Raw genomic sequence first — 1,920 nt, forward strand, 5'->3', positions numbered from 1 at the left:
CAGGGCCAAAAGATTACAAGTTACGATTTATAAACACGAAAAATTCCGCAATCATGCGAATTATTCACAGAATACACCAAAGTATGTGTAACTGCTTGTCCAAGAAGATAGTGAAGGTTAATATAGCATTAGCATAACATCTTACAGTAGGTGTCTACGATAAGAACTATTGACAAAGTTTCCACACGCTGTAAAATGCCAGGGGTCCCTTTTACATAAGATGGCACTCCATGGATATATGTTTACACCGACTTGTTCTTGCAAGAATTCCAACAGTCACCTCAGGAATTCAGCTTGATGCCTTTTCTTTTACCCTTGCTGTTCCATTCAAAGTTTCTTAGTTCTTGTACTTCATGGTTTCTTTCTCAAACCCAATTGTGGGGAACTGTTTTGCATATTCCTCCACATCATGGCGAAGTTTTGCAATCTCGGATTGAATGTTGCTATCAGATTGCAAAGTGGCAACAAAGTCCTTCAGTTTTGTTCCACCTGCTGCAGCCTTAACCTTCAAAGCCAAGTTCACTGCTGCATCGAAGAAATCAGCAACCTTAGCAAAGTCCTCCTCAACAAATCCTCTTGAGGTCAGTGCTGGGGTTCCCATCCTGATGCCTCCTGGTACCATAGCTGAAACATCACCAGGAACTGTGTTCTTGTTTGCTGCAATGTGCACGTTTTCTAAAACCTTCTCCACTCTTGAACCATCTATGCCCTTGCTCTTGAGATTTACCAACACTAAATGGTTGTCAGTCCCACCAGAGACAAGTTCGTAGCCTTTTGCTGTCAAGCTCTGTGCAAATTTTGCACAGTTACTCATAACTTGCTCTTGATAAGCTCTGTACTCCGGAGTAGTTGCCTGCTTAAGCGCAACAGCTAAGCCAGTAATGGTATGATTATGTGGTCCACCTTGCAGACCTGGGAAGACAGCAGCATTGATCTTGTCCTCAAAGTCATACATAACCTCTTTGCCTTGCTTGTTTACTCCTTTCACCCCCTTCCTGTAAAAGATCATGGCTCCACGTGGTCCACGGAGTGACTTGTGAGTAGTGGTAGTCACTACATCTGCATAATCAAAAGGAGATGGAACAACACCAGCTGCGACAAGCCCACTGATATGTGCCATATCTGCTAGAAGTATTGCCTTCTGCTTGTCACAAACCTTCCGCATGCGGTCATAGTCATAAAGACGCGCATATGCACTTGCACCCGCAACGATCAACTTTGGCCTAAAAAGAACGGCACTTTTCTCCATCTGATCATAATCAATCAAGCCAGTGCTTTCATCCAATCTGTAGGGCATTGTCTCAAAGAATATCGAAACTGCTGAAATCTTCTTAGTATCAGTCTGGTAGCCGTGAGAAAGATGTCCACCATGAGGAAGATCCAAAGCCATGATTCTCTCATGTGGTTTCAATAGGGCAGTGTAAACATGGAAGTTGGCAGGTGACCCTGATAGAGGTTGCACATTCACTCCCCATTTCGCTGGGTCCAAGCGGAAGGCCTCCAAAGCACGTTTCTGGCACAATGACTCGGCCATATCAATGTATTCGTTTCCACCGTAGTATCTCGCGCCGGGGTACCCCTCGCTGTACTTGTTGGTCATGACGGATCCCACCGCCTGCATCACTGACACCGAGGTGAAGTTCTCCGACGGGATGAGCTCCAGACCCTTCCATTGGCGGGCCTTCTCGTGCTCGATGATGTCGGCGATCTCGGGATCCACCTCCTCCAGCGGCGCGTTCAGCTGCTTCGGCCAGGTGACTCCGGATCTCTCCTCCGTCGCCGGCAGGGACGCCATGTAGTAGAGCGGGGTGATGCGGGAGAGCGGCTGGCGGCGGAGGGCGTCGGAGGAGAGCTTGCGGAGCGCCGTCGCCATGGCCATGGTGGGCGAGCGGCGAGCGGCGGGTGGTGGTGGAGGCGGGG

General features: G+C 48.5%; 1 protein-coding gene. It reads right to left on the minus strand.

Annotated features, from left to right (window positions below; translation table 11 throughout):
• Positions 1–337: 337 nt before the first annotated feature.
• The gene (locus tag OKA04_RS24855) at positions 338–1,879 is read right to left on the minus strand and encodes a serine hydroxymethyltransferase (RefSeq protein ID WP_498049458.1); all 1,542 of its coding nucleotides are present in this window, start codon (positions 1,877–1,879) and stop codon (positions 338–340) included.
• Positions 1,880–1,920: the final 41 nt, after the last annotated feature.

The sequence above is a fragment of the Luteolibacter flavescens genome, assembly GCF_025950085.1.
Lineage (GTDB): Bacteria > Verrucomicrobiota > Verrucomicrobiia > Verrucomicrobiales > Akkermansiaceae > Haloferula > Haloferula flavescens.

Bases quoted from the DNA above. Each gene is read 5' to 3' on its own strand.
- OKA04_RS24855 (WP_498049458.1), bottom strand. From the start codon at position 1,879: ATGGCCATGGCGACGGCGCTCCGCAAGCTCTCCTCCGACGCCCTCCGC.